This is a genomic window from Alicyclobacillus hesperidum subsp. aegles, assembly GCF_027923525.1.
Taxonomy (GTDB): domain Bacteria; phylum Bacillota; class Bacilli; order Alicyclobacillales; family Alicyclobacillaceae; genus Alicyclobacillus; species Alicyclobacillus aegles.
Map to the genome: position 1 here is coordinate 32,242 of NZ_BSBJ01000060.1, position 22,954 is coordinate 55,195.

Here is a 22,954-nt window from a genome sequence, read left to right on the forward strand (position 1 = left end):
CATGCGGAAAAGGGATGAGGAAGAGGCCGTTATCTTATCGCTTGACGGAGATTGTGCAGTTGTTTTAATGCGCGACGGCAGCTTTCGACGCATCCGCGTGAGGGAGGGTGCACAGGTTGGCGAATTGTGCTCGGTAGCGTCGCGAGAGCACCGATACGCTCGTGTCTTGCGCAACCTAGGCAACAGCGGTCGACGTTGGCGAACGACGGGCCTGGCGGCTGTTGTGGCGTGCTGTGTACTCATTGGCGGGCTGATGGTCGGTGCAATATCCCATCGCTCCGACTATGCGTTGGTATCTTTGGACGCAAACGGCCAAGTGAGCTTCGCCGTCGATGCCCAAATGCGCGTCGTGTCGGCGCATGGGCTCAACTCAGAGGGACAAAAGGTTCTCTCGGCTGTCCCAGTAAAAGGTTTGCCGCTTACGTCGGCCGTGGATGAAGTGGTCAGCAAGCTCGCACAAACACAGGCGTTGCCCCGCAATGACAGCATTGTTGTGACAACGGCCTCTGTTGTGCAGAGTGCCGACGTGCACGCGGTGGATGATCAAGTCATATCGGCCATCCATACGGCATTGGGTAAGCGTGATCCGGGGAATGTGTACCATATGGATGTACCCAAATCTGTGTGGGCACAGGCCCAAGCTGCGCACGTATCGCCCGGGCAATACGCAACATACTTACTCGCGCAACAAGTGGGGGTACCGGTGAAGTTGACCGCTCTGAATTCGGCCAACCTACAGACGGTTCTCGCCGAGGCGCACGACTTGCATACGGCTTTATCCGGTTTCAACACGGGAGATTATCAGCAAGTAGCCTCGATTGTGGAAAGTGCCGTCGGGTCATCCACTTTGAATTCCACACAACAGTATCAGTATAATGGGTGAAGTTGCCCCGTCCGCACAGCGCAAGCTGTGCGGAATTGTGTGTAAGGAAAGGATGGGACGATACCCGTGCGGGTCGATGAATTTGACTATTACCTCCCGGAGCACCTGATTGCCCAAGAGCCGTTGCCAGAAAGGGATCAATCCCGTCTACTTGTGGTCGATCCGGTCGTGCAAGCAATATGGCATCGCAAGTTTGCCGACATTGTCGAAGAACTACATCCGGGTGACGTGCTGGTGATGAACGATTCGCGCGTCTTGCCAGCGCGTCTCTATGCTCGTAAAAGTGCGACGGGAGCCCAGGTAGAGCTGCTGTTGCTACGCCCGTCCGAAGCGGATTCGCACACATGGTATGCCTTGGCTCGCCCAGCAAAGCGTCTTCGCCAAGGAACGCCACTCACGCTTGGTGAAGGCGAAGATGCCATTGAAATTGAAGTGGTGGCGGAGGGCGAAGAAGGTATCCGCGAAATTCGATTCCTGACCGAGGAGTCGGTCATTGACATCGCCAATCGGTATGGCGAGATGCCGCTACCTCCTTATATTCACAATAACCTGGAGGATCAGGAGCGCTATCAAACTGTGTACGCTAAGCGCGTTGGATCGGTTGCGGCACCGACCGCGGGACTGCATTTCACGCCGCAATTGTTGGAGCGCATTGCTACGAAGGGTGTCGATATTCGACATGTCACCCTGCACGTTGGGCTTGGCACATTTCGACCTGTACAGGTTGAGACCGTTGAAAGCCATCACATGCACAGCGAATGGTATGAGGTGAGTCCAGAGACGGCCGCGGCTGTCAATCAGGCAAAGGCAGAGGGGCGGCGCATCGTCGCGGTGGGTACGACGGCACTACGTACATTAGAAGCGGCAGGTGCGTCCGGAACGCTTGAGGCCAAGCAGGATGAGACGGATATTTTTGTTTACCCTGGATATAAATTTAAGATGATAGATGCGTTGATTACAAATTTTCATCTGCCAAAATCGACCTTATTTATGCTTGTCTGCGCGTTGATGGGCACAGAGTTTGCCAAAACCGTCTATGCCGAAGCGGTCGCGGAGTCTTACCGGTTCTTCAGTTTCGGCGACGCGATGTTTATTACGAGGAGGGCCGACGTTGAAGCAACCGGTAACGTATGAACTGATTGGGCGTTGCTCACACACTTTGGCGCGTCGGGGACGTGTTCACACTCCCCATGGCGCGATCGAAACGCCAGTGTTCATGCCGGTCGGCACACAGGCGACTGTGAAGACGATGGCCCCTTGGGAACTGACCGAGCTCGGAGCCCAGATCATTTTGTCGAATACATACCATTTGCACCTTCGCCCAGGCGAAGATATCGTGCGCCAGGCCGGTGGCCTGCATGGTTTCATGCAGTGGCCAGGAGCGGTTTTGACGGACAGTGGCGGGTTTCAAGTCTTCAGCCTGGCGAGTCTGCGCAAAATCACCGATGAGGGCGTCGCCTTCCGTTCACACATCGACGGGAGTCCACGCTTTTTTTCGCCCGAATCGGTGATGGGCATTGAAAACGCGTTGGGTGCCGACATCATCATGCAACTCGACGAATGTCCGCCCTATCCTGCGTCCCGAGAGTATTTGCGCACGTCGCTAGATCGCACCCTGGCATGGGCAAAGCGTTGCAAAGAAGCGCATCGCAGACCAGAGGAACAGGCCTTGTTCGGCATCGTGCAAGGTGGTGAGCATCTCGATATGCGTAGAGAAGCGGCGGAGCGCCTTGTCGAGCTCGACTTTCCTGGCTATGCGGTCGGAGGGCTTAGCGTCGGCGAGCCGAAGCCATTGATGTACGAGATACTCGCTTATACCACTCCTTTGCTGCCAGCGGACAAGCCTCGCTACTTGATGGGAGTCGGCAGCCCTGATGATCTCTTTGAGGGCGTGGAACGCGGGATCGATATGTTTGACTGCGTACTGCCCACTCGCATCGCACGCAATGGAACGGTTTTCACTGCAACGGGCAAACGCGTGCTCAAACATGCTCGATATCGCGATGATTTCCGCCCACTCGACGAGGCGTGCTCGTGTCGGGTCTGCAAGACGTTCTCGCGGGCATACATCCGACATTTGCTTAAGGCGGACGAGATTTTAGGCCTGCGCCTGACGAGCTATCACAATGTGCACTTCCTGCTCGACATGATGGCCAAGATCCGAAAGTCCATTGAGGAAGACAGGTTTTTGCAACTCAAACGCGAATTTTATGAAACGTATGGTTATACTGGTCAGCGAGAGGACGTGTTGGATTGAAAGGCGGAAGCAGTCTCATTTTTCTGATCATCGTCGTGATCGTGTTTTACTTCTTGATGATTGTGCCACAGCGCCGTCAGCAGAAGAAACGTGCAGAAATGATGAAACAGATTGGCCCTGGAGCACGCGTGATGACGGCGTCCGGCTTGTATGCCGAAGTCGTGGAGACGCGCGGCGATATCGTCGTCGCCCAAATTGCTGAGGGTGTGAATGTGGAAATGGATCAACGCGCAGTTGTGCGCGTGATTGAAGAGGGGCCGGCGCAGTACAACGACGAAGTGGACGAGTTGCCGGAGGCGGACGACAACGTGGTGTCAGGCGTATCGGAAACCGTGGACCAAGTAGATGACGAACTGACAACGTCTGACGCGGAGCGTCAGTTTGACGAGCATCACAAGCAGCATGGGGAATCGTGACCAATTGACGACGACGGCCGTGGGCATACGCCTGCGGCCGTTTTGCTCGTTGGCTTTGTCATGCCACCCTGTGCGACGTGTGCGCATTCACCTTACGTGCGCGTGAATGCGGTTCCTATCATGCCGCCGAATGCACCGATGACTGCCATCAGCAATACGCGAAACAGGCCACTTCCGTCCATGGTGAACGTGTTATACACGAATAGCCCGATAGCCACCATGATGAGGGCGTAAAGAAGACCGGTTGCGCCCCCGTGAAACCATCCTCGGCTCTCCACTTGGCGGGCCGCCGCGATCGCGCCGCAAAACACGGCAACACAGTGCACGACATAAGCGGCCGCGGTGAGCGAGTTGACGTCCCATTCGCCGGAGTGTGCGAACAGAAAAATCGCAACCGTCCCTAAGAAGGCAATGAATAGACTCCAAAGACACCCATACAAAACCGGTATTGCACGCAGTACGTCGAGCCGACTGCCACTTTCCGCCTGAGGCACTTTCATCACCTCTTGTACAAGTTTCACTACAAAATATTCGGGTATCAAGATAAATATGATCTTGTCCAAATAGATATGAATTGTTTATACTGGAAACTTGAAGAATTCTGTAATTGGTTTGCTGTGGGGGTGAGGGCATGACCGAGGGTACAACGCTATGGCGCCAGAACGCGTACAGTGCGGTTGTCGGAATCGCCGGCTGCCTTGTTGCATTATACGGTTTGCCGAGTTTGCGCCATGAGAATGGCTGGCTCGTCGCCGCGATGGCGGTCATTGCGTGCTTGCTCGAATCCCTCCCCATCCCGCTGCGACAGGCACAGGCTTCCTTGTTGCCGGCGATCATCATCGCGCTCGTCGGCCTCGGGGGACTTGAACCCGCGATGGTGTGTGGAATGTTGGCAGCCTGTGCGGCGCCGCTGTTCTTGCGAACGTGGGACAGCGTCATCGTATTGTTCAACGCCGGGCAATATGCCCTTAGCACATGCGCCTTATGGCTCGTCTTGCACGCGCTTCATCCTTTGCCCATTGTCTCCGTACATGCCATTGTCCTTTTCGATCTCGCCGTCGGTTCCCTGGTCTTTTTGGTGGTCAATCACTTGCTCGTTCACACCTTGCAGTGGCTTCGCGGCAACTTGTTGCCGTCGTCCATCGTCAGTGCGCTTGTCACGGACGCCGCCAATCTGGCTCTTTGCCTGCCGTTTGCCGTCCTTGTACTGGCGCTGGCTCCTGATAACGTGTGGTTCGAGCCCATCGTCATGTTGCCGTTGGCGATGCTTGCCTATATGTTGCGCGCGCATCGGCAGACACTTGATTTACAGATGATTCACGAGGCGACAACCAAACTCGCCACCGAATTTGACATCCGCGCAATCGCGGCGGAAGCGGCGATTCTCACGCGCCGCATGACGCTCGCCGACTGTGTTGTCGTATTTTTGATCGACAACGAGCACAATGCGCTTGTCCCTATGGCCGTGTATCCGCAAGCCTACGATCACTTGTTTGACAAGAACGGTTGGCCTGAGGAAGAAGGCGGTGTCATATGGAAGACCATTCACCACCGCGATCCCGTGCACATTCCGGACGTTCGTAAGGACGCGCGCGTACGCATTTTAGGCGATCACCCAACATTTTTAAGTATGGCCATCTTCCCCATGCATGCCCATCTCAAAGCACATGGCGCGATCGTCTGTTATGCCAAGCGGCCTCGGGCCTTTGCACACGTACACCAATATATGGACACTTTGTCCAACCAAGTTTCCGTTTTGCTTGAGAACGCGAAGCTATACCAGGAACTTCAGGAACGCACCTTCCGTGACGAAGCGACGGGCCTGTTTAACTATCGCTATTTTTACGAGGAATTGGCAAAACGGGTGCAAACGTCCGTAACAGAGAACCGTCCAGTTTCGGTGTTGATTGCCGACGTTGACTTCTTCAAAAAGTTCAATGACACCTATGGGCACTTGGCGGGCGATGTCGTGTTGCGTGAGGTTGGGCGCCTGCTACAGCGGCATGCTGGAGCTCAAGGAATCGCCGCCCGTTACGGAGGCGAAGAGTTTGCCGTCCTCATCTGGGCAAACGCCGAAGAGGCTTATCGGATTGCGGAACAGATTCGGCAAGAGGTCAGTCGGTTGGCCGTCGAGTTTCACGGTTACCACCTACAGGGAATTTCCGTCAGTGTCGGTGTCGCCACATGTCCCGACCATAGCGTCTCGGATCGGGATCTCCTGCTCAAGGCCGACAGTGCGATGTATTGGGGCGCGAAACAGAGGGGGCGCAACCGAACGGCCATGTATGCGCCAGAGTTCGATACGCAATTGTTTGTCGACAGTTTAACCAGCTTGTACACGCACCACTTCGTCAACATCCGGATCCGCGATGACATGATGCAAGGTGTGACAAAGTGGGGGGTCATCTGTATTGACCTGAACCAGTTCGGCAAAGTCAATGCAGGATTTGGCTTTGATGTAGGGGACGCGGTTCTACGCCAGGTGGGCGTGCTCGTCCGCCAATGCCTTCGCCATACGGAACTCGCCTGTCGGTACGGGGGAGACGAAATTTTGATCGTCCTGCCGGATGTTGCAGAAACAGAGCTTGCGGGAGTTTGCGATCGCGTCGTGAACGCAATCGAACAACACCGTTACGTCGTCTCCGACAATGTGGTGTTTTCCATGCGGACAACGGCTACATACTGCGTTTTTGAAGATGTCGCGGACGGCCCAGACTTATTCAACCGGGTGGCTGAGATGTTTGCACAACTGAGCACAGCTTCCGAGCAAACGATGGCGTAACGCCCTGTTGCGAAAACGGGGGAGTGGCAGATGTTTCATTGCTCCGGCGTTTTTCGCTTTCCCGCTTCGCTTCACGTTTGTCCGCCCCGAGGACGCATGAATGACGGCGCTACCAGGTCATACTAGCGCCGGAGGGATTAGCCATGCATAGCGTTCCCTTATGGCAATTTCCAGCACGCGCACTCGTGCTCTATTTGATTGTGATGATTGCCCTGCGCATTATGGGTAAACGGGAAATTGGTCAACTCTCCGTGTTCGATCTCGTCGTATCCGTCATGATGGCTGAGTTGTCCACCTTGCCGATGGAGGATCGGCGCGTGCCCATTTATGAAGCGGCCATCTCCATCGCGTCACTGGTGCTATTTCAAGTTGCAGTCGCGTTTCTCCAGATCAAGAGCCATCGTTTTCGCCACTTGATTGATGGTGAACCATCCGTGCTCATCGAACATGGGAGAATTCAGGATAGGGAAATGCGAAGAATTCGCTACTCAGTTCACGATTTGCTCACACAGCTTCGCGAAAAAGGTGTCGCCAACGTAGCGGATGTGGAGTTTGCGATACTGGAGACGTCTGGCCAATTGAGTGTGATTCCGAAAGCCGAGGCACGCCCCCTCACACCCCGCGACTTGGGCAAGCCGGTCGCGGCAGAAGCCATTCCATGGCCGCTTGTCATCGATGGCCGCCCCGTGCCAAAGACGCTCACCATCATCGGCCGCGATGAGGTGTGGCTGCGAGATGAGCTAAGGCATCGCGGCTATACCCTGGAAAACGTATTTTATGCGACCATCGATGCTGACGGAAGTATATGGATTGACGAGCGGGACCAAATATAGGGCACGTGCATGTGTCCATGCTGTCCCTCACACCGCAAAGGGCATCCAGCGGACGATTCGTGCCAACGCTGGACCCACTTTGGGGATGCGCGAGACCGCTCGGCTCGTGAGTACCCTCAGGGCGCACAAGAGCGCAAAGTAGACGATGAGTCCACCGCCAATGGCGAGGAGCAGGGTAGAGCCGGGCAATGGGCGATGGTGGAACGTGATGGCCTGCATGTAGGCGAACATCCCGAGTGCAGCGATACCGACGCGTAGGAGCGACTGTAGTCGAATGTGAAAGCCAATCATGCGCACGACAAACCACAAGTTTAACAGCGTCGAGAGTGTAAACGAAAACGCCGTTGCCATGCTCACACCGAGAATACCGACTTCGGGGCGACGGGCCAATACGACGATGAGCAACAGTTTGGCGACGCCACCGACAATGGAATTGACCATTGCGACACCAGCCCTGTTCAAACCCTGTAAAATGCCTGTCAGGGGCGCTTGCAGGCAGAGCAAAAACTCAAACGGAGCCATAATGGCGAGAATGGGGCCGATGTTAGGCTGTTTGTAAATGACGGTCGTCAGAGGCCCTGCGAACAGCGTGAACACCACGGACGCAGGAAACGAGACAAGTGCGGTCGCAGTGAAGCTTTGCGAGAGTCGCTTGCGGATGCGGAACATCTCGCCTGCCGCCGCCGCTTCCGACACAGCCGGCACAAGATTGGTTGCCAGTGAGGATGTGATCACCGTCGGGAATACGAGCAGCGGGATCGCCATGCCGCTGTACTCGCCGTACATGCTGGTGGCTTGGCTCGTGACAAAGCCTGCGGCCTGCAACGCACGCATGACCAGTACCGGTTCAGCTGCAAACAAGAGCGACCAGATCAATTTGCTTAACGTCACAGGCAGTGAAATTTGGCCGATCGCATGCACAGTGTTTCGCATCGACTCGGCGGCACGCGTGTAGGCAGGGTCAGGGATGACGTCGACGAGACGCGCTCGCCGCCGCTGCTGAAAGACCATAAACAAAAGGCCGGAGAGTTCGCCGAGAACCATGCCCATCATGGCAGCGGCCGCGGCGTAGGAAAGCGAATAGCGAACAAAGTATGCCGCCAGGATCCAAATGCTTAGAATGCGCACCGTTTGCTCAAGAATCGAGGCCCAGGCCGTCGGTGCCATGTCCTGCAGTCCCTGAAAGTAGCCGCGATAAAGGCTTGAGATGGCGATAATTCCGACTACTGGAATCATCGCAAGATACGCCGGATAGGCGCGCGGGTCGGTCAGCCAATGTGTTTCGATCACGTGGCGAAATAGGTACATGAGCAGAGTGAACAGGACGGCAAGCGACGCGACCGAAATTCCTGAGATACGCATGATGCGCTGAATGCGGGCGCGATCGCGCTGTGCAACCGCCTCTGCCACGAGCTTGGAGATGGCCAAGGGAAAGCCCATGGTGACAAAGGTCAACACCAAGCCAAGAATGGGAAAGACAATTTGGAACAACCCCATCCCCTCGGCTCCGATGATGCGCGTGAGGAAGATGCGGTATATAAAGCCCATCACGCGTGTGACGAGCCCTGCGATCATCAGCACAAGCGCTCCGTGCAGGAAGGTGTGGCGATTCACGGTACAGTACCTCCCATTTTGGATTCTGTCTGCGGCGGACATGTACGTTATTCCGTATGCGAAACGGTCGTGAGGTAGTCCTTTTTTTGGACCACAGAGGAATTTGCGCTGTGCGGGTGGAAACATAGATAGCTCAGGCAAGCCAAGGGAGATGCATGGGGCATGGATCCGTTCCAACTACCGTCGATCGCGGAACACAAAGCGGCCATACTCGATCTCTGCCGAGCCAAAATCGAGGAATTTAAGCTTCTCGGTTATGATCGGGTAGAGTTTGACGAGTTCTGGTCGTACATCGAATCAAAAGTGCGGTTTGGTATTCAATTGCACGAGTTGGTGGAACTCATTCTATCCGTTCGCATCACGGATTACATGAATTATTTGACGGTGAACGCCTATCGCCAAATGGAAGGTGGACTTGGTGATCCACCGCGTTCGTGACAGCAGCAGGGATGGTGTACGCCCTCGTGCCGCGGGGGCAGGTTTTTTTGTTTGACGGCGAAATTTGTCGTTCGTATACTGAACATGGCATGCTGTTGGAAGCGACAGCGGATCGTTCGCTGGGTTCGACGCCACCCGTTTGCCGGGTGAGGCTGGACGGCGGACTGAAGGAGGACAAGCTATGAAATGGGGACGCCTGTTCGCGTTTCTGCTGATGGTCGCGGCTATCATCGGCGTTACAGCGGGCACAGTTCCACAGGTATGGAAGTCGATCCCACTCGGACTCGACTTGCGAGGCGGTGTCGATTTGTTGTACGCGGTCGATACGCCAAAAGGGCAATCGCTTTCGGACAGCGGCCGCCAAGCCTTATTAAAGGCGGTTGAAATGCGCGTGAACTCGCTTGGCGTTTCATCGCCGAGCATCGATCTCGAAGGCAAGAACCAACTTGGGCAAGATCAGATCCGCGTCCAGGTTGCAGGCGTGAAAAATCAGCAAGAGGCAGTGCAAGTCATCGGCGCAACCGCTCAGTTGGCCATTTACGGGGACGCAACCATTGACAAAAAGACAGGCAAAATCACACCTGTTGGCGCACCCCTTGCGACCGGGGCCGACCTGAAGAGTAATGCCAAGTGGGTCGTGGATCAGCAAGATGGCAAAAATGCGGTCGCCATCGAGTTTAAACAGGCACAGAAGTGGATTGACATCACAAAAAAGTACGTCGGTAAGCCGATTTTTGTATTTCTCAACGGGCAATTGCTGACAGATCCTGTGATTCAGCAGGTTATGTACAGTGGCAGCAGTGAAATATCGGGTGGCAGCTTGACGACGCCGCAAGCGTGTATGGCGTTGGCAAACGAGTTGAATGCGGGCGCACTCCCGTATCCGCTGACGCTCGAAAGTGAGACGAGCGTAGGTCCGTCGCTTGGCCAAACGAGCTTGCAGCGGACGATGGTCGCAGGTCTCATTGCCATCATTATCATCTTCGCCTTCATGATTTGCGTGTATCGCCTGGCCGGTCTTATCGCCGATATTGCGCTCATCGCGTACGGTTATTTGACTTTGCTGGTCTTCTCGGGTCTGCACGTCGTACTCACGCTTTCGGGATTGGCGGCTCTCGTGCTGGGCGTGGGGATTGCGGTCGATGCGAATATCATCACGTATGAGCGCATTAAGGACGAGATGCGAAACGGCCGCAGCTTGCGATCCGCAGTGCGTATCGGCAACAAGAACGCCTTGCGCACCATCGTCGACTCGAATGCGACGACGTTTATCGCTGGTGCTGTCATGTACATCTTCGGCGGACAAGGGGACGTTCGGGGCTTTGCCGTCGCGCTCATGGTCGGCATCATCGTCAGCCTTTTGACTGCAGTGTTGCTCAGCCGTCTCATGCTGCTTACGTTCACGGCGTCTGGCGCCGTTCGCCGCCCATGGTGGTACGGCGTCGGGAAGGGAGTGTTGAAACAGCATGAAACCCAGGTTTAACATTGTTCGGTTGAGCAAATGGTTTTTTATGCTGTCGGGTGCCATTACCATCGCCGGCATTATCGTATTCGCATTGTTCGGATTTAACTTAAGCACAGATTTTAAAGCCGGATCGCGAATCCAGTTTCAATTGAATCAACAAGTTCCGGATGCGCGCGTGCGGCAAATGTTTCAATCCGTCGGCCTCACGATTGGCGACACCGGTCTCACGGTTGGTGGCATCGAACGTAATGTCGCCATCGTCACACTCCCTGAACAGTTGAGCGCCAAACAGATTGCGGCCATTCAGTCGGCTGAACACAAATTCTTTCCGAGCGCCAAGCAAGACATTCAGGTGAATTCGGTCGATCCGTTTGTCGCACAACAAACGGCGCGCAAAGCGATTTGGGCCGTGCTCGCGGCGGCGGTGTGCATTGTGGTTTACGTGGCCATCCGCTTTGAATTCCGCTTTGCGATTGCCGGCATCATCGCCCTGTTGCATGACGCGTTTATCGTCCTTGCTGCCTTTGCTCTTTTGCGCCGCGAAGTCGATTTGACCTTTGTCGCGGCGTTGCTGACCATTGTGGGGTATTCCATCAATGACACCATCGTCATTTTTGACCGCATCCGTGAGAACGTGAAAATTCACAAGCCGGAAGACATCGATGCCCTGCGCGAAGTGGTCAACAAGAGCCTGTGGCAGACGATGACGAGATCTATCAACACGGTCTTTACCGTGCTCGTTGCGGCTGTGATTCTCTACTTCTTCGGCGGGGTGTCCATTCGCAACTTCACGTTTGCACTCATCATCGGTCTCATCAGCGGTGCATACTCGTCCATATTTATCGCGAGTCCGATTTGGGTTGCATGGAGAGGTCGCTCCATGCGTAAACATAAAGCTGTTGCCAATGAAGCAAGTGTGCAGTGATTCATGTTGCGCCGAAGCGCTCCCAAGGGGCGCTTCTTTAATTTCGCGCACTTAGCGAACGTACATCGGTCACGCGTGGGAAAGGACGAGATCCGCAGTGGATGCAACAACCAGACTTGTGCGTCAAGGAACTCGCATCGCCTATGCCAATGCAGGGTTTAACGTCGCCCTTACGGCTGCGAAGGGACTCGTTGGCGCGATAGCACACAGTGACGCCCTCATCGCTGACGCGGTCCACTCAGCTTCTGATCTCGTCGGCTCCTTGGCCGTCATTATCGGGCTTCGCATCGCCCGCAAACCGCCTGATGAAGACCATCCCTACGGCCATGGCAAGGCGGAGTTGATCGCTTCCATCGTCGTAGCCGGTTTGTTGATTGCCGCCGCCATTGATGTGGGCGTGTCGTCGATCTCGTCTTTTATGAAGTCCCCCAAAGCCCCTGAACTGGCGGCAGCCGAAATGGCATTCGTCGCGATCGTAGTCAAAGAGCTACTTTTTCGATATAACGTGCGGATCGGCCGTCGCTTGCAAAGTAAGAGCCTGATGGCACAGGCATACGACCACCGTTCCGACGTCTATTCGTCGTTGGCGGCGCTCGTCGGCATTGTCTTGGCCATCATCGGTGAGCGGCTGCGCATCCGCTGGCTCATGTACATGGATGCCGCCGCTGGCCTGTTCGTGGCGTGTCTTGTCCTCAAAATGGCGATTCATATTGCGCAAGACTCGCTACAGAGTTTGATGGACAGGGTCGTGCTAGAAGAAGCCGCCTTACATCCGTACCGTGAACAAGTGATGCAGGTACACGGGGTAAGGGCCATTGATGAACTGCGCGTGCGCGATCACGGCCAGTATGTGATTGTCGATATCGAGATTGCGGTGGATGGGGACATCACCGTGTTCGCAGGTCACGAGATTGCCGCGGAAGTCCGGCGCGTCTTGCGTGAGAAATTCGCTCGTGTGCAAGACGTGTTTGTTCACGTGAACCCATATGAGGTGGGGGACGAGCGAAGAGAAGGGAATAGGGATTGTGAGTAATATGCAACCATTGTGGAGGGCCGCAAGTGTCCCTCCGGAGTATGCCGTCTCACTTGCGGATCGTCTGGGACTGCCGACGCGTGTTGCGCGCTGGCTGTTGGCCCGCAATATCAGCAACGAAGATGAGGCCCGCCGATTTTTGTTTGCGCGCGAGGCGTGGACAGATCCATTCGACTTTTTCGACATGCGCTTGGCTGTCGATCGCATCTTGTCAGCGGTGCGCAATCGTGAGCAGATTGTGATTGTCGGTGATTACGACGTGGATGGTGTGACAGCGAGCGCCATTCTGGCGAGTGAACTTGAGGCGCGGGGCGCCAACTGGCACTGCATCATTCCGGAGCGGGTGGCAGACGGTTACGGACTGGCGCCGCCATTGGTCGGGCGTGCAGAACAACTTGGAGGCACCCTCATTGTCACGGTGGACAATGGCATTCGGGCACAGGCCGCCCTTGAAGTGGCTTGCGATCTTGGCATCGACGTGATTATTACAGACCACCATGAGCCGGGCGATGAGATTCTCACAGGTGCTTTAGCTGTGGTTCACTATAGCCGTCACGCCGATAGCGAACGGTCCCGTCCACTTTCTGGCGCTGGTGTGGCGTGGAAGCTGACGCAAGCTATGCAAACAGTCGATCCGCGGCGGGCGCAAGGTGCTCCTGCACAGTTTCACGAGGAGTGGTTGATAGGCCTTGCGGCACTTGGTGCTGTGAGCGATATGATGCCGATGCGTGGCGAGAACCGGCGGCTGGTTCGGGAAGGACTCACCGCCCTGCGCACGTGCCAGCGCCCTGGCTGGTTACTGCTTTGTGAACGAGCCAGGGTCGATGTGAACCAGTTGTCCGTAAGTGACATCTCGTGGCGGATTGGGCCGCGCCTAAACGCGGCCGGACGAATGGCTCATGCGGGTACGGCATTTTCTTTGCTCATGGCCGAACACCGGGCGGAGGCTCTCGAACTCGCGGACGAGATCGAGAGGTTAAACGTTCAGCGGAGACAGGCGACGGAGCGTGCGACGCAAGAAGCCATCGCCCAGGTCGAATCGATGTATGGACCCAACCCAGATGCAGTCGTGGCGTGTGGCGCGTGGCCATTAGGCGTTGTCGGCATTGTAGCAGCCAAGCTGGTGAACCACTTTGGTTGCCCGGCCATCGCGCTGGCCCATATGGAGGACGGCACGTTGCGCGGGTCCGGGCGGGCACCTTCTGGCATCTCGCTACACTCGGCGGTGGCCCTTTGCGCATCGTATCTCAGCCACTTTGGCGGCCACGATGCGGCAATTGGTTGCGGTTTACAAGCGTCGTCCTTGGCCGATTTTCGAACGGCGTTCGCAGCAGCCGTGGCGCATTTGCGGGAAGCAAACGGCGAAACAGTCACATGCTCTTCACAGGAGATGCTCGCAGATGACTACCTGCCACTGTCGGAACATGGGTTGGAGTTGCTTGAGTGGGCACAGCGATTCGCGCCATTTGGGCCTGAGAACGAACCTTTGCAGCTGTTTGTTGGGCCAGTGGAAGTACGTCAGGCTACGAAGATAGGAAATGGTTCACATGTGCGCCTTAGGCTTGCAGAAGGCGGCGTCGAACAGGATGCAGTTTGGTTTCAGGTACCGCCGATTGCAGCTGCCAGGTTGGCGGCAGGCCTGCCAAAGGTTTGTGCGTTTTTGGTCGAAATCGAAGAAAACGTATGGCAAGGCAGGCGCTCGGCGCAGTTGCTCATTCGCCGCGGCTGGGTGCTGGATGCACCGGTTTTGCGATCGCGCTTTGCCACGGTGTACCGCCTCTTGCGCCAAGGTGTCAAGCGGGCGCAAGCCTTGCTTGAGCACCTGCACAATCGCGGGGAAGGCAGTACACCCGAGGAGCTCGCTGCGATTTTGGCGACATTTGTCGAATTGGGATTTGCCGCTGAGCGCGATGGTGCGTATCATGTCATAGAGGGAGAAAAGCGCGATTTACGCGATGCAATGACATACCAGTCGCTGGTGCGCGAGCACCTGTCGCCATTAGATGACAGCGGGTGGACAGGCTCTGGTTTGGACGAGCGACAGCAAAGGGCGTAGAGGAGAGAATGTGTTGACCATTCGATATCGTGATTGGATTCGCGATGTTCCGGACTTTCCTAAGCCGGGCATCTTGTTTCGAGACATTACACCGCTTTTGGGCAATGGTCCCGTCTATAGACAGGCCATTACAGATCTCGCCGAGCGCGTGCGGGCGTGGGGTGCTGACGTGATCGCCGGGCCGGAGGCTCGTGGCTATGTGGTTGGTGCACCCCTTGCAGCGATGCTGGGACTGGGCTTCGTGCCGGTTCGTAAGCCGGGCAAATTGCCATATACCACAGTATCTGTGACCTATGACTTAGAATATGGTCAGGATAGGCTTGAAATTCATAGTGATGCCATTCAACAGGGACAACGTGTGGTCGTCGCAGACGATTTACTCGCAACTGGGGGAACGATGAGCGCGACTATCGAACTGGTGCGCAAGTTGGGAGGAGAAGTTGTCGGCGCGGCTTTTTTCATCGAGTTACAGGCGTTAGCGGGGCGTTCTCGCTTGGGTGATATTCCGATTCACACGCTGGTTCAATACGAATCGTGAACTGGCATGCTGTCGACGGGAGGTGACTGCCATGACGGAGCAAACGAAGGATCAGTCAATAGATGGCTTATGCGAAAAGTTGGCATCGTACTGCAGCCAGGAAGAACTTGATGAAGTGCGTCAGGCTTACGAGTTTGCAAGCCGTGCCCATGCGGGGCAGGTGCGCATGTCGGGTGAACCCTATATCACGCACCCGTTGGCGGTCGCGTATATTCTTGCAGACCTGCAGCTTGACGCGACCGCCGTCGTCGCGGCTCTTCTGCATGACGTGGTCGAGGACACATCCGTGACGGATTCCAACATCGTGCAGACGTTTGGGGCCGAGGTGGCGTCACTCGTCGACGGCGTGACAAAGCTGAAGCGGATCCGCTTCGATTCACGAGAGGAACAACAAGCCGAAAATCTGCGCAAGATGTTTATGGCGATGGCGCGCGACATACGCGTGCTGATCATCAAGTTGGCGGATCGCTTGCACAATATGCGTACGCTGCGCTATCAAACGCCAGCGACACAGATGCGCAAAGCGCGCGAAACACTTGAAATCTTCGCTCCTTTGGCACACCGCCTTGGAATTAACACAATTAAGTGGGAACTGGAAGACATCTCGCTAAGGTATCTCAATCCGCAACAGTACTATCGGATTGTCAATTTGATGGCGCGCAAGCGACAGGAGCGCGAGCAGTTCATCGAAGGTGTGATGGACGTTTTGCGCCAGAAACTTGGCGAGCTCAATCTTAAGGCTGAAGTCAGCGGACGGGCGAAGCACATTTACAGCATCTATCGCAAGATGACGACGCAGCATAAGGAGTTTAACGAAATTTACGACCTTTTTGCGATTCGCGTCACAGTCGAAAGCATCAAAGACTGCTATGGGGTGCTCGGTGTCGTACACACCATGTGGAAGCCTATGCCCGGGCGTTTTAAAGACTACATCGCGATGCCGAAAGCGAACATGTATCAGAGTCTGCATACGACGGTCATCGGGCCTAATGGAGAACCTCTGGAGATTCAGATTCGCACCTGGGAAATGCACCAGACCGCCGAATACGGTATTGCCGCGCACTGGGTATATAAGGAGTCTGGATCGCGCAGGGTCGAGGACGACTTCGCGAAGAAGTTGGCTTGGTTTCGCGAGGTACTTGAATGGCAGCAGGATTTTCGCGATGCCCAGGAGTTCATGGAAACCCTCAAAATCGATTTGTTCTCGGACCAGGTTTTTGTGTTCACTCCCAAGGGCGACGTGATTGAACTGCCCGCTGGTTCTGTACCCATCGACTTCGCATACCGCATTCACACGGATATTGGAAACCACTGTATCGGCGCAAAAGTGAACGGCAAGATGGTACCTCTCGACTACCGCCTGCGCACTGGCGATATCGTCGAGGTCATCACCAGCAAACATTCGTACGGCCCGAGCCGTGACTGGCTGAAAATTGTACAATCATCTCAGTCAAAAAGCAAAATTAGACAGTGGTTCAAACGTGAAAAGCGAGAGGAGAACGTCGCGCGTGGTCGTGAACAAATCGAGCGCGAGATCGTTCGTCAACGCTTAGAGCCTAAACAGTTGTTGACCTCTGCGGGACTCGCCGAAGCGATGCATAAATTCAGTTTCTCCCGTGAGGAGGATCTCTACGCTGCGGTCGGTTATGGAGGCTTGAGTGCGGCTCAGGTTGTAACACGGCTCGTGGAAGTATACCGGCGGTCTCTGGAAGAGAAGCCAGTCGATTCGATGTCCATTACGAAGGGACAGGCGAAGCCATCAGATACGGGTGTGCGCGTCAAAGGCGTTGACAACGTGTTAATTCGCTTCGCACGTTGTTGTAATCCTGTACCCGGCGATGACATTGTGGGCTTCATTACGCGCGGTCGCGGTGTTTCGGTGCACCGCGTCGATTGTCCAAATGTCGCTGCCCTCTCAGCGACTGAGACGCGGACCCTGGAGGTCGAGTGGGCGACCAGCAAAGACTGGTCGTACAACGCTGAAATTGAGGTGACTGCGTTGGATAGGCATGGTCTTGTCAATGAGGTCCTTAACGCCGTCGCCGAGACGAAAACCGATATTACCGCCGTGAGTGCCCGGGCGGATGCGAAAAAGGTTGCGCACATCCATATGAGCATCCGCATTCGCAATTTGGATCACCTGCGCTCGGTCGTCGAGCGCTTAAAGCGGATCAAAGACATGTATAGTGTGCGACGCATCATTCAGTGAAGAAGCGTGGCAAGGAGGCGTGGTATGCGCGTAGTCGTGCAGAGAAGTGGTCCTGCTCGAGTTGAAGTTGACGGCGAGATCGTCGGACAAATCGAGAAAGGGCTCGTGCTATTGGTTGGTGTCAGCAGGGATGATACGGAAGCGGATGCCGTGTATTTGGCGGACAAGATTGTTGGACTGCGCATTTTCCCGGACACAGAAGGGAAATTGAACCATGATGTGCGCGAGGCTCGGGGTAGCATTCTCTCCGTCAGCCAATTTACGCTCTACGGAGATGCGCGCAAAGGTCGGCGGCCAAGTTATGCTGATGCGGCACCGCCTGACATGGCAGTGGAATTATATAACCGGTTTAATGAATTGTTGCGCGATCGCAACGTTCATGTGGAGACAGGGCAGTTTCGAGCCATGATGCAAGTGTATCTCGTGAATGACGGGCCGGTGACCTTGTTGCTCGACAGCAAAAAGACATTTTAAGTGTATCCCTGGCTTTTGTGCGCAGTTATGTGAGGAAACGCTCCCCGCGCATAGACGTCATGTGTTTGACGGACGCTAGGCCGGGGAGGTGCAGTCATGGAAAACGAGATTCACGCCACACACACCTGTTACGCATGCGGCCATATCATGCCGTTTGCAGGCCACATTTTTGGCGGAATTGTCGTGGCGCATGGAAACGAGGTGGACGCCACGATCTCGGTCACTGGAACAACTAGTAACTATGTTGAGATGGCAATCGAACTCCAGTGCCCGAAATGCAACGCCATTAATCAGTTCAAAGCGCTTCACCCAAAGACGTGAAGTTTTGGTTTGTACCTCGCCGAGGCACCGCGCTTATTTAAGCATTTGTGCGCTGTAGGACCAATGCTTGTTCCCTTGCGTCTACATAAACATTCCAAAACGCACACCAGTCTCCTGACGCCTGGCCGGTATTGACCTCCAGGCGAAGACTGGCATCTCCCAGCCGCTCCGCTCGTGCATTCAACAATTGAATATGTGAACGCAATTGGTGAACAAATTGCGTCACGGACAGACTCGGTTGATCAAATGCGACGAAGAGCACCTCTCCTGCTCCCATACGGATGGCGACCGCATTTGGCACGGCGTGGGTCGACCAGCATTGTCCAATGTAGGCGACGGCTTGTTCGCCTTCCACGACGCCCATGCTATCATGGTTGGCAATCGAGACTACCACAGCCGTTACTGTCGTCCACTCGGGAAACGGGCGCAAAACGGTTTGCGATAGCCACTCTGCGGGCTGGTCTGCGGCGAGTAGCTCGACGAGAAACTGGCGATGGTAAAGTTTTGTTTTCGTGTCATATAAATGTGCAATTGGTCGCCGTGTATCTTGATACGCGGCATAAACCGCGTCGCTTAGGCGTTGGGCTGTCCGCTGCAGACGGTTGCGATCCGCTTCTGTATACACGCGCTCAAGCGTGGACTGCACATTCATCGTACCAAAGACGTGGTTGCCCCGTATCAAAGGCACCCGAATAATAGACTGAATTCCTTGTGCTGCTAAGCTGTAATCATCTTGAAATTCAGGGTTGCGCAAGATGTCCGCGCACATCACGGGTTGTTTCGTGCGCTGTACAAATGCCAAACCACTATTGGCAACAGGTATCAACGTGCCAACGGGTCTAGCCGGCACGTCATCGCGCAGGGACACTTCGTGTACAGCAGAAAACGCGGCGCCTTCTTCGACGAATTCAAGGCTTAGTCGGTCTAAGGGCAGTTGCTCGACAATGGCGTCAGCCAAGTACGAGGTCAACTCGTGCAAGCGCGGATGACGTTGCACACCCGTGAGCACTACATCGAGCCACTCGCGTTCACTCAAGCGCTCCAGGTTATGTGTGTCGTCAGGCACGAGATGGGGCTGGCGCGGCTGCAACGTCGCAATGAACGCAGAGAGTTGAAAGGATGCCGGTGGAACCGGGGCGCCGAATAAATACCCCTGAATCTCGTCACACTTGCTATCGCGCAGAAAGTCAAACTGCTGGACGGTTTCCACGCCTTCCGCGACAACGCTTAAGTTGAGTGATTTTGCAAGTGAAATGATGGCCCCAATAATCGGCGTCTGGTTGACCGCGCTCTGAATGCCTGCAGTAAACGAACGGTCAATTTTGAGCGTATGTACTGGAAACTGCATGAGATAGTTAAGCGACGAATACCCAACGCCAAAATCGTCGATCGCGATGCGTACACCGATTTGGCGCAACTGGGTCAAGATGTGAACCGCTCGTTCGACGTCGTACATGGCCGTTCGCTCGGTGATTTCAAGCTCCAGCAATGATGGATCCAAGCCTGATTCAGCCAGAGCCTGCTGAACCAGTTGGGGAAATGACGGTTGTAAAAACTGGCGGCTTGAAATATTGACACTCGTGCGCACGCGATAACCTTGTGAAAGCCAGGAACTGCCTTGTTCGCAGACGGCGCGAAGGACGTACTCGTCGATTGGCAGAATGAGATCGCTCGATTCGGCGATAGGGATGAACGCGTGGGGTGGAATGTCACCAAGCTCCGGATGCCGCCAGCGGCACAGAGCTTCGGCTCCGACGACTTGCATCGATTTAGCATGCACTTTTGGTTGATAATAAATTTGTAAATCGCGATTGCGCAGTGCATGGCGGAGCATGGTTTCGACCATCAGCGGTGGCAATTCACGAGGAGGCCTCGCGCAGTCGGTGCGCACCTGATTACTCCCCAATTGCTTTGCACAGCGGACTGCTGCATCGGCTTGGCGCAGCAGTTGTTCAGCTGTCATCTGTGGATGTGATCCCGTTGCGATGCCGACGCTGGCGGTGACAATGACTTCGGTGCCGGCAATGTGATGGGGCTCGGCGATGGCGAGTCGAATCCGTTCGGCCATCGCTTGCGCACCGTCCTGGTCAACGTCGATCAAGGCGACGGCAAACTCGTCAGCGCAGAGTCTGCTTGCTGTAGCTGAGCTCGGTATGACCGCGACGATACGCTTTGCGGTTTCGCGCAGAACAATGTCTCCATCTGCGTAGCTGAAATGCTCATTGACCAAGCGAAACCGATCCAGGTTGACAAGGAGTATTGAAACCGTTGGCGCGTTGGGCATTGCCTGTGCCACGGCATATAGAAAATGGCTACGGGAAAACAAGTTGGTCAAGCCGTCCCGCTGCATTGTTAGAAAGTCATTGCCCACAAAGCCACCGCCTCGTAAAATGCCGCACTACAGAAGCATCTTAAGAAAAATCTTATTTCTATAGCGCATGACAAAAGTTCAGTTCCCTACTTGATGTCGCACTTTCACTCTTTCGACATTCGTAGAGGAAAGTCCTCTTGTCTCGGCATATCTCAGCGGCTATCGACAGGAGGCAGTTGTGGTGCGAGAATTGCCCAGGCCAGAGGGCCTATAAGGCTCGTTACGATAGATACCAGGATGGTGCTGGCGGCCCAGATTTCTGGGAGCAAGTGGGCATTGACGGCAAGCTGCGCGGCTGCTGCCACCAAGCTTAGCCGGCTCGAGAGGAGGAAGCCTGCCGCCCATGCCTGGCGTTTGCCGTGGAAGCGCAGCAGGGTGAGTGCAGGTAGGAGTTTCACAGCAAAAGCCAGCCCTGCGAAGACAGGCAGCCAGGATAATGCCCTTACCGAGTGCAGTTGCGCGATAGGCATTGCATACCCAGTTGCCACAAAGAACATGGGCACAAATACGGCATAACCGACGCCATAGCTATAGGTGACGACGAGCGGCTTGTGCGCAAATTTGAGCCCACGGACGATCACGCCGGCCAAAAAAGCGCCCAAAATCGGTTCGCTGCCTGTCGCCTCTGCCAGTATGGCAAAGATGGCGACAAGCGCGATCGTCGCGCGCGTTCGATCCATGGCTTGCCCCAACAAGCGGCCTGCGGCAGGCACTTGCCGCAATTTCTCGAGGCTCAGGCCCACACCAAGCGCGATCGGCACGATGGCGAGTGTAAGCCAGACTCGCCAGGGATCCGCCGATTTGTGGGCGCCAAGGAGTAGTGAGACCAACAGCATGGTCATGAAGTCTGCGATCACGGCGCTGTATAAGATGGCTTGGCCCAAAGGCCGATGAAGGTACCCTGTTTCTTCAAGCACGGGCAGGACGACGCCAAGCGATGTTGTGGCGAACAAAAGCGACAGCATATACGGATTCGCACCATCGGGGGAAAAATGTGCCAGACATGCGCAGCACACGAAGCTAAAGAGCAGGGTGGCGCAAAACATCATGGTTCCGACGATGGCCGGGGATGTACCCTCTTTGTGATCATCGCGCTTCCTAAACAGCAAGTGAACATCTATTTCCATGCCGGACAGGAACATAAGAAACAAAAGTCCCAAATCGCCGAGTCGGCGCAACCACCAAGCGTCCATGGGGGTTAGGTGCAGTGCGGGAAGTTTGAGAAGCAAGCCAAAGATCAAATACGATATGGCGCTTGGCACTTTGAACAGCGGTGTGCGTCCAAGCAATGCGGCAACCGCAAATGCGGCAACAAACAATGTGAGAAATCGAAACATGGTAGCATCCATTCGCTCACCCCGCAAACGGTATACGATATGCGTTGCGGGACAAGCGAATGACAGCACCTCAGTGAATCAAAGTATAAATCTGTTGCGCGATCACGATACAAGTAACGCCGATAAACAAGGGGCGCACGTACCGTGAACCCTTGCGAATGGCAAACCGCGATCCCGTAAACGCGCCAAGCATCATACATACGCCAAGGATGAGGCCATCCTCATAGCGGATGGAGCCGACACTGGCAAATGCGATCAAGGCGCCTACATTGCTCGCAAAGTTCAGTGTGCGGGCGTTGCCGCTCGCCGCTAAAAAATCAAAGCCGAGCAGGACAAAGCCCATCATCAGGAACGAACCTGTACCTGGGCCGAAAAAGCCGTCATAAAAGCCGAGCACGATGGCAAGCAATGCTGTCCACAAGTAGGTGCGAGCCTTCGTCGTACGCATCGCTTCGACCAGACCCAAGTTCTTCTTAAAGATTGTATACGAGGCGACGAAGACGAGCATGACAAGGACGAACGGGCGGAGAAAGGAAGACGGAAGGTGATGGACAACGATGGCGCCGGCCGCCGACGCGAACACGCCGAGCGGAAAGAGGGGGCCAACCAGGCGAATGCTCACCTTCCCCGACGTCAAGTACGACGTAAAGCTCGTGACCGCGGACATGGTTCCCGCCAACTTGTTTGTGCCCAAGGCCAAGGATGGGGGCAGTCCGACGAACAAAAGAGCAGGCAGCGAAATGAGGCCGCCGCCGCCGACCGTCGCATCGATGAAAGCAGCAACGAAGCCGGAAACTGCCAGGGTGATGACGGTTATGAGTGACAGGTGCACGGTGTAACGCGTCCTTTCTGTGCGCACGATGCTCGTTCCAAAATCCTGAATATTGTACTGCCGACCGCCTTGTCTGACAACCTTCGTTTGTTTCATAACCCTTTGCGTGCATGGTTTTTCAGCGGCCAGCCAAGCTAACGCTAGATGAACTGGAGACGAGGGGGATGCGC

The 22,954-nt window shown here is 55.3% G+C and carries 20 protein-coding genes; 15 read left to right on the plus strand and 5 right to left on the minus strand.

Annotation, left to right across the window (positions count from 1 at the left end; genetic code table 11):
- The first annotated feature begins 1 nt into the window (after window position 1).
- From QMF38_RS11590 to yajC, 4 genes are all read left to right on the plus strand, one after another.
- The gene (locus QMF38_RS11590) at window positions 2–883 is read left to right on the plus strand and encodes an anti-sigma-I factor RsgI family protein (RefSeq protein WP_281759519.1); all 882 of its coding nucleotides are present in this window, start codon (window positions 2–4) and stop codon (window positions 881–883) included.
- A 66-nt stretch (window positions 884–949) separates the two neighbouring features.
- Complete coding sequence (gene queA, locus QMF38_RS11595) at window positions 950–2,017, plus strand: tRNA preQ1(34) S-adenosylmethionine ribosyltransferase-isomerase QueA (protein ID WP_281759520.1); 1,068 nt, start codon at window positions 950–952, stop codon at window positions 2,015–2,017.
- Window positions 1,995–3,140 carry a tRNA guanosine(34) transglycosylase Tgt gene (tgt, locus tag QMF38_RS11600; protein WP_281759521.1) on the plus strand — a complete coding sequence of 382 codons (1,146 nt, stop codon included), beginning with the start codon at window positions 1,995–1,997 and terminating at the stop codon, window positions 3,138–3,140. Before queA ends, tgt begins: the two co-directional genes overlap by 23 nt.
- Entirely contained in the window at window positions 3,137–3,556 is a 420-nt protein-coding gene (gene yajC, locus QMF38_RS11605) for a preprotein translocase subunit YajC (RefSeq protein ID WP_058093640.1), read from the plus strand. The genes tgt and yajC overlap by 4 nt, the downstream gene beginning before the upstream one ends.
- Window positions 3,557–3,648: 92 nt before the next feature.
- Here yajC and QMF38_RS11610 read toward each other — a convergent pair whose 3' ends face one another.
- Window positions 3,649–4,056, minus strand: coding sequence for a TIGR04086 family membrane protein (locus QMF38_RS11610; RefSeq protein ID WP_281759522.1), 408 nt, complete (start codon window positions 4,054–4,056; stop codon window positions 3,649–3,651).
- A 131-nt stretch (window positions 4,057–4,187) separates the two neighbouring features.
- On the opposite strand from QMF38_RS11610, the gene QMF38_RS11615 reads away from it, so the two are divergent.
- Complete coding sequence (locus tag QMF38_RS11615) at window positions 4,188–6,338, plus strand: sensor domain-containing diguanylate cyclase (protein WP_281759523.1); 2,151 nt, start codon at window positions 4,188–4,190, stop codon at window positions 6,336–6,338.
- A 143-nt stretch (window positions 6,339–6,481) separates the two neighbouring features.
- A complete protein-coding gene (locus QMF38_RS11620) occupies window positions 6,482–7,171 on the plus strand; it encodes a DUF421 domain-containing protein (protein ID WP_281759524.1) in 690 nt (229 codons plus the stop codon).
- Window positions 7,172–7,198: 27 nt separating this feature from the next.
- Here QMF38_RS11620 and spoVB read toward each other — a convergent pair whose 3' ends face one another.
- Window positions 7,199–8,785: a stage V sporulation protein B gene (gene spoVB / locus QMF38_RS11625; protein WP_281759525.1), complete on the minus strand. Its 1,587-nt coding sequence runs from the start codon at window positions 8,783–8,785 to the stop codon at window positions 7,199–7,201.
- Window positions 8,786–8,947: 162 nt separating this feature from the next.
- On the opposite strand from spoVB, the gene QMF38_RS11630 reads away from it, so the two are divergent.
- The 9 genes from QMF38_RS11630 to QMF38_RS11670 all read left to right on the plus strand — a co-directional run bounded on the left by QMF38_RS11630 (window position 8,948) and on the right by QMF38_RS11670 (window position 18,244).
- Window positions 8,948–9,223, plus strand: coding sequence for a post-transcriptional regulator (locus tag QMF38_RS11630; RefSeq protein WP_281759526.1), 276 nt, complete (start codon window positions 8,948–8,950; stop codon window positions 9,221–9,223).
- A gap of 181 nt (window positions 9,224–9,404) precedes the next feature.
- A complete protein-coding gene (secD, locus tag QMF38_RS11635; RefSeq protein ID WP_074691151.1) occupies window positions 9,405–10,706 on the plus strand; it encodes a protein translocase subunit SecD in 1,302 nt (433 codons plus the stop codon).
- On the plus strand, window positions 10,690–11,613 hold the full coding sequence (gene secF / locus QMF38_RS11640; protein ID WP_058093633.1) for a protein translocase subunit SecF: 924 nt from the start codon (window positions 10,690–10,692) through the stop codon (window positions 11,611–11,613). Before secD ends, secF begins: the two co-directional genes overlap by 17 nt.
- Before the next feature lie 97 nt (window positions 11,614–11,710).
- Window positions 11,711–12,646: a cation diffusion facilitator family transporter gene (locus QMF38_RS11645; protein WP_157057148.1), complete on the plus strand. Its 936-nt coding sequence runs from the start codon at window positions 11,711–11,713 to the stop codon at window positions 12,644–12,646.
- Between the two features lies 1 nt (window position 12,647).
- On the plus strand, window positions 12,648–14,702 hold the full coding sequence (recJ, locus tag QMF38_RS11650) for a single-stranded-DNA-specific exonuclease RecJ (protein WP_281759527.1): 2,055 nt from the start codon (window positions 12,648–12,650) through the stop codon (window positions 14,700–14,702).
- A 19-nt stretch (window positions 14,703–14,721) separates the two neighbouring features.
- Entirely contained in the window at window positions 14,722–15,240 is a 519-nt protein-coding gene (locus QMF38_RS11655) for an adenine phosphoribosyltransferase (RefSeq protein WP_281759555.1), read from the plus strand.
- Between the two features lie 31 nt (window positions 15,241–15,271).
- Window positions 15,272–17,449, plus strand: a complete 2,178-nt coding sequence (locus QMF38_RS11660) for a RelA/SpoT family protein (RefSeq protein ID WP_058093631.1) — start codon at window positions 15,272–15,274, stop codon at window positions 17,447–17,449.
- Between the two features lie 24 nt (window positions 17,450–17,473).
- Window positions 17,474–17,923, plus strand: a complete 450-nt coding sequence (gene dtd, locus QMF38_RS11665; protein ID WP_281759528.1) for a D-aminoacyl-tRNA deacylase — start codon at window positions 17,474–17,476, stop codon at window positions 17,921–17,923.
- 96 nt (window positions 17,924–18,019) lie between these two features.
- Complete coding sequence (locus QMF38_RS11670; protein ID WP_281759529.1) at window positions 18,020–18,244, plus strand: hypothetical protein; 225 nt, start codon at window positions 18,020–18,022, stop codon at window positions 18,242–18,244.
- Window positions 18,245–18,281: 37 nt separating this feature from the next.
- Here the strand turns inward: QMF38_RS11670 and QMF38_RS11675 are convergent, their stop codons facing one another.
- The 3 genes from QMF38_RS11675 to QMF38_RS11685 all read right to left on the minus strand — a co-directional run bounded on the left by QMF38_RS11675 (window position 18,282) and on the right by QMF38_RS11685 (window position 22,880).
- On the minus strand, window positions 18,282–20,615 hold the full coding sequence (locus QMF38_RS11675; RefSeq protein WP_281759530.1) for an EAL domain-containing protein: 2,334 nt from the start codon (window positions 20,613–20,615) through the stop codon (window positions 18,282–18,284).
- A gap of 152 nt (window positions 20,616–20,767) precedes the next feature.
- On the minus strand, window positions 20,768–21,964 hold the full coding sequence (locus QMF38_RS11680; protein ID WP_281759531.1) for a cation:proton antiporter: 1,197 nt from the start codon (window positions 21,962–21,964) through the stop codon (window positions 20,768–20,770).
- Window positions 21,965–22,022: 58 nt separating this feature from the next.
- A complete protein-coding gene (locus QMF38_RS11685; protein WP_232302100.1) occupies window positions 22,023–22,880 on the minus strand; it encodes a sulfite exporter TauE/SafE family protein in 858 nt (285 codons plus the stop codon).
- Between the last annotated feature and the right edge of the window lie 74 nt (window positions 22,881–22,954).